Annotated in this window: 6 protein-coding genes; 4 read left to right on the top strand and 2 right to left on the bottom strand. The window is 30.3% G+C overall.

Annotated elements, in window-relative coordinates; genetic code table 11:
• Positions 1-208: 208 nt before the first annotated feature.
• On the bottom strand, positions 209-1,069 hold the full coding sequence (locus Q1A15_RS20860; RefSeq protein ID WP_299628370.1) for an SDR family oxidoreductase: 861 nt from the start codon (positions 1,067-1,069) through the stop codon (positions 209-211).
• 29 nt (positions 1,070-1,098) lie between these two features.
• On the bottom strand, positions 1,099-2,109 hold the full coding sequence (locus Q1A15_RS20855; protein ID WP_299628368.1) for an aldehyde reductase: 1,011 nt from the start codon (positions 2,107-2,109) through the stop codon (positions 1,099-1,101).
• Positions 2,110-2,246: 137 nt separating this feature from the next.
• On the opposite strand from Q1A15_RS20855, the gene Q1A15_RS20850 reads away from it, so the two are divergent.
• From Q1A15_RS20850 to Q1A15_RS20835, 4 genes are all read left to right on the top strand, one after another.
• The gene (locus Q1A15_RS20850) at positions 2,247-2,684 is read left to right on the top strand and encodes a helix-turn-helix domain-containing protein (RefSeq protein ID WP_299628366.1); all 438 of its coding nucleotides are present in this window, start codon (positions 2,247-2,249) and stop codon (positions 2,682-2,684) included.
• A 194-nt stretch (positions 2,685-2,878) separates the two neighbouring features.
• The gene (locus Q1A15_RS20845; RefSeq protein WP_299628364.1) at positions 2,879-3,436 is read left to right on the top strand and encodes a hypothetical protein; all 558 of its coding nucleotides are present in this window, start codon (positions 2,879-2,881) and stop codon (positions 3,434-3,436) included.
• A gap of 163 nt (positions 3,437-3,599) precedes the next feature.
• Positions 3,600-4,232: a hypothetical protein gene (locus tag Q1A15_RS20840; RefSeq protein ID WP_299628362.1), complete on the top strand. Its 633-nt coding sequence runs from the start codon at positions 3,600-3,602 to the stop codon at positions 4,230-4,232.
• A gap of 169 nt (positions 4,233-4,401) precedes the next feature.
• Positions 4,402-5,202 (top strand): DUF1444 family protein, encoded by an 801-nt coding sequence (locus tag Q1A15_RS20835; RefSeq protein WP_299628360.1) that lies wholly within the window; start codon positions 4,402-4,404, stop codon positions 5,200-5,202.
• The last annotated feature ends 258 nt before the right edge of the window (positions 5,203-5,460 follow it).

Raw genomic sequence — 5,460 nt, 5'->3', positions numbered from 1 at the left:
CTTTAGGATTTTCTTTATATTTACTGCACACAACAACGTATAAACTGCATTAAAACGACAGCTTATACACAACGTTGTAGCCAATTAAAAAAACACTCGAACTTTAACTAAAACTCGAGTGATACTTATATTTAGAGATTTAATTAACAATGACTTATATTAATTTCAAGCATATACAATAGAGCTTTTTAAAAAAAGCTACAATTAATTATTTTTCTATAGAATGTGCCATTTCTTTAGAGAAATCAGTAAACGAACGTGGTTTTCTTCCTAAAACTGTTTCAACAGTGTTGGTTACCGAAGTGTAATCTCCTACGGTAAACCATTCAAACATTTCTCCAAATTCTACAGCTAACCAATCTCCTAATCCTGCTTGTTTATAAGCTCCAATTAAAGCTTCTTTCGGAATATTCACATAATTAATTTGTTTCCCGCTAGCGTCCGTTAATAACTCTGCATGCTTCGCAGACGTAAGTGATTCTGGCCCAGTAAGACAATATGTTTCTCCCGCATGTCCATCTTCTGTCAATGCTTTAACCGCTATATCAACTACATCATTAATATCAACTAAACTAAGTGCTGTGTCCCCAAAACAAGAATAAAAATTTCCTTCAGTATTAATTGTTTCAAGATTTAGATAAAAATATTGAAAAAACATATTGGGTTGGATTAACGTATAATCTAAACCAGAATTTTTGATTAATTCATCTGTAATAGCATGTACACGTATAGGTCCAGATAGCGCATCTTTTCTGGCCTTAAAACCAGATTGTTTAACAAGGTGCTTAACATTTGCTGTTTTGGCTGCAGAAACTATATTTTCTACCCATTCTTGAGTTTTAGGATGTATAGGTGTTAATACGTATATTTTTTCTACACCTTCGAAAGCAGTGATTAATGATTCAATATCATTAAAATCACCAATACGGATTTGGTTTTGTTGTAATCCCAACTTCGCAACATCACTATTTTTAGTAGCCATGATACCAAAGTCTACTTGTTTTTCTTTTAATTGATTTACAATAAGTGAGCCTGTGTTTCCTGTTGCTCCTAATACTAAAATTTCCATTATCTTACTTTTTATTTTTTACTTTTTGATTAAATAAGTGGTTTTATATATTCAGCTGTTTCTAAAACTGTTTTTTTAAAGTCCATTGGTTTCCAATTGAATGTTTTCATGGTATTACTTACATCAGCACTATAAGTATTTCCTATAAAAGGTTTCATTGCTTTTGCATCAGGAACGAAATTGGACATAATTTTCAATAAAAAATTTGGCGCCTCTATAGTACTTACTTTTTTGTATCCGTTTGTTTTTAAAATATTGGCCATTTCTTTAAAAGAATATGCTCTTTCAGAGGCAACAATAAATCGCTTTCCGTTTGCTTGTTGGTTTTCTAATGCTTGGACGTGAATTTTAGCAACATCTCTAACATCAACCATATTCATAGCTGCTTTTGCTAGCATTGGTGTTTTACCAGTAATCATTTTTTTAACCAATTCTATAGATTCACCGGCTAAAGTACCAGATAAACTAGGTCCCCAAATAGCTCCTGGATTTAAAACAACCATTTCTAACTTGTTGCTCCCAGTTTGTGCATTAATAAAATCCCATGCACTTTTTTCCGCTAACGTCTTACTTTTTATATAAGCCGACATTCCTTTTGCTTTTGGATTTGTCCAAGTATCTGGATTTACATTAATCGATTTATTACCTTCACCTAGCATGGCTACTGTAGAAGATGTTAAAACCAAACGTTTAACACCTGCTTTTTTAGCAGCATTTAAAGCGCGTTGCGTTCCTTCAATAGCTGGTTTTATCATTTCATTTTCATCCTTTGGTTCCGTAGCAAAATATGGAGAGGCTATGTGTAATACATAATCACAACCTTCCATTGCTTCCTTCCAACCGTCATCTTTTAAAAGGTCCAATTCACAATATTCTAAATTACCTTTAGGATCAACTTCTTTTTGAAGAACTTCTGTTAATTTTGCTGTTTTAGATAAACTTCTTACTGAACCACGAACTGCGTATCCATTTTTTAATAGCTCAGCGGCAGTATGTAATCCAACATAACCTGAGATTCCTGTTACCAATACTTTTTTCATTTTTATTAAATTTTATATTTACACTAAAACATTACTTGCTAAATGCAAGCAAAGATAATAAATAACTTTTATTTTACAAGTAATAAATATATAATTAGTATATTTGACACATCAATTTGTAGATAACATAATGTAAAATGGAACAGAATTTTAGATGTAATTGCCCTATTACCAGTGCTATTGATGTAGTTGGAGATAAGTGGTCTTTAGTAATTATTAAACAAATGTTGACCGAAGGAAAAAAAACGTTTAAAGACTTTATGGAGAGTGATGAGGCTATAGCAACAAATATTTTGTCTTCAAGATTAAAAATGCTGGAACAATTTAAGATTATAAATAAAGGAAAACTTCCTGAAAACAAAAAAACAAACATCTATACTTTAACAGACAAAGGAATCGCACTTACCCCAATAATCGTAGAGTTATCTATTTGGAGTGACAATAATTTACGAGAATTTCATTCAGCTTTATACGAAGGAGAACAGATTGAAATGATAAGAAATAAGAAAGAAAAATTTATTAACCATATAATAGAAAATTATAAGAAAAATAACTGGCTACAACACGGTGTATAAAACATAGCTAAAAAGTGATTAACCGAAAGGTTTGTGTATATTTAGAAAGTCCGCGAAATTTTTAACTTGGCTTTTAAAAAAGGAAAATTTAAAAACAAAATATAAAAATTCGACTCTGTGTTAATCAGAAAAGTTAGTGTTTTTTTAAACGCTACGTTTCATACACAAGACCGTTGTAAAACATTTTGAAAGAATTGGATATTAGAAAGAAAATATTTGAAAAATATGATGAATTCAGTTTAACTGAACACAAATCGGAGAAAGATACTTTACGTTTTAAAATCAAATCATTGTTGGATAAATATTCGGAAAAGGACTCAAATTGCTATCACGTACTTGGACTTTTAGACTATGAATCTGATGACTGGAAAGAAAATATCGAAACTGCAATTTGGAATTTCAAAAAAGCAATCGAATTGGATAAAAACAATGTATTACCTCAATTATATTTAGCTCATTGTTACCACGACTTGGATCAATTGGAATTGGCTCTTGAGAATTATAATAAAGTAAATAAGAAAAAGTTAAAAGAATTCCAGATTTGGAGGTATACTAAACTAATTGAACAAATTGGTTATTGTGAGTATAAATTAGGTAATAAAAAAATTGGAGAACAACATTTTGAATATGTGCTGGAATGGTATAAAAAGTTTCCAGAAATTGACCGAGTTGTTCCTCGAGAATTACTGGACTGTTTGCCTGAAAATCATTGGATAGTGAACGAAATGAAAAAAATTGAAACGTATTTATAATGCAAAAAACGTTTTACAACAAAATGTATAGTTAATTGCTTACAGATTTATTCCTTCGGACTAAATCTCACAAAACCAAAAGTCCACTACTTTTAATTAACTTTACAATTAAAAAATCGCAAATAACAATACACAAAACGTTACCACACATTTAACCAAAACTATGAAAAAAGCAATATTTCTGATTTTGATTTTACAATCTTATTTGACTTTTTCTCAAATTCAACAATACTTTTTCGTCAATGATGTCGAAGTTGTTGAATACCTTTATGTGAAAATTTGTATTGGAGAAAATGCAGAAACAATCTCTGTAACTGAAATCCCAGAAAGAACGACTTATAAAAATAAAGACATAATAAAACAGATCATCGAATATCGGAAAGGAATTGACTTTTTACCAGGAAGCAAATTTAGTAACCAATGTTTTGACTACCCATTTACAATTGTGAATTCAAAATATGAATCTCTAACTGAAATTGACTCTAATTGTGTTGCAGACTTTGGAAAAGGAAAATACAGATATATAAATCCTGAATACCGTGATGTGAAAATTATAAGGCGAAAACGAAAACAAATTGAGAAAACAAAAGATTCTAAATTAATTTATAGAATTGAGTGGATTTCACCTTGTAATTACGTTTTGACTTATTTAAAAGTCTCTAAACAAGAACATGAATATTTAATTGGACAAAAAATAGATGTTAAAATAATCGATGTGCTTGAAAACGGAAATTATGTCTATTATTCAAACCTATCTGATAGAACATTTGGATTTGGAGAAATGGAAAAACTATAAAAACGTGTGGTAACAAAATGTATAATTAATTGCTAGCGGATTTATTTCTTCGGACTAAATCTCGCAAAACCAAAAGTCAATCACTTTTAATTTACTTTACAATCAAAAAAGCGCAAATAACAATACACAAACCGTTGCCAACAATATAAAAACCAAATCGCAAACATTTATGCTTTCATTTTTTAAATCAAAATCTAACTTAACGGAATCGGAATTTTCCGAAAAATTTTTCACTGAATTAAGAAAGAAAGTTAACGGTTTGGAATTAGTTTCTATCAATGGACTTGAAGTCACTACGAAACTAAAAGATTCTGACAATTACCGTCATTTTCTGGACAATTCTTACGCGGAATATAAAAATGACCCAAAGGATTTGAAAAAAGTTATTGAAAAATATACATTTTCTGCAAAAGACCTTTTTCTTCCTCAAGAACCTTTACAAAAAGAAAGAATAGTGCCCGTTATCAAAGACAAAAGGTACTTAATTGAGAGCTCTAAAATAATTGAGGACTTCGAGAACACTCACGTTTATGAAAAATACAACTCGGAACTATATATTTTTTATGCAGAAGATAAAGAAAATACGATTGGATATTTCACGAAAGAAGAATATTCAAAGTTGGATTCTGACATTGAATCTATTAGAGAAATAGCAATCGAAAATCTGAATTCTGTCGTTTCAAAAATGGAAAGACACGGAGAAAATGGATACTTTATGTTAACAGCAGGTGGAGATTATGAATCAAGTTTAATTCTATTTGACATTTGGAATAAAGAAAATTTTCCCGTGAATGGAAATTTAATAATCGGAATTCCAGCTAGAGATGTTATTCTAGTAACTGGAACAAATGACAAGGAAAATATTGATAAACTAAAGAAATCTATCAAAGAAATAAATGAAACTGGAGACCATATAGTTTCCGACAAAATATATGAATTAAAAGACGGAAAATTTGAATTATGGGAATAAAATACTGTTGGCAACAATGTATAACCGCAATTACGGCGGATTCGACTACGTCCGAATCCACTCGGAATTACTAACGCCAGTTCTTAACCGAATATTAACGCAAATTAACCCGTAACTGACGGTTATACGAAACCGTTGTATGCAATAAGTCAGACTTTTGGTTTTTAAACACACTTATTGATTGAAACTAAAATTAGGTAAAAACAGGATTAAAATTAACTAAAGGTAAGAATGAAGTTTAGTCAAGCTTATCGATTG

This window comes from uncultured Tenacibaculum sp., assembly GCF_947495995.1.
Classification (GTDB): domain Bacteria; phylum Bacteroidota; class Bacteroidia; order Flavobacteriales; family Flavobacteriaceae; genus Polaribacter.
This window is presented reverse-complemented; position numbering and strand designations above follow the sequence as displayed.